This is a genomic window from Falsihalocynthiibacter sp. S25ZX9 (genome assembly GCF_041205405.1).
Taxonomy (GTDB): domain Bacteria; phylum Pseudomonadota; class Alphaproteobacteria; order Rhodobacterales; family Rhodobacteraceae; genus Falsihalocynthiibacter; species Falsihalocynthiibacter arcticus.
Map to the genome: position 1 here is coordinate 1 of NZ_JBGFCD010000271.1, position 295 is coordinate 295.

Consider the following 295-nt stretch of genomic DNA (forward strand, 5'->3'; position numbering starts at 1 on the left):
TGGCCTTCAAGTCGGCTATATCATCCCATTGCCCCCCGCCTTTGCGCTTAGGAAACGCAATACGGAACGGCAACTGGTGATAATCCACAAACCCCTGAAGCCAGCGCGTCGTCCCGATTCCAGACGGCCCGTACCACATCATCTTAGGGTGCCAGTGGTCCTTTTGGGGCATATTCAAAAGACCGTCGCGCCCAGTGCCCGCCAAATCATCAAAGGCGCCCAAGGTGGCATGCATGGCCAATGTTTGCTCAATACTTCTAGCGGATAGCGCTTCGTCACGGGGTGAAAAATCAAG

The 295-nt window shown here is 54.9% G+C and carries 1 pseudogene; it reads right to left on the reverse strand.

From position 1 onward, the window contains the following. Positions 1-295: pseudogene (locus AB9F29_RS22210) on the reverse strand (hypothetical protein); the annotation flags it as partial.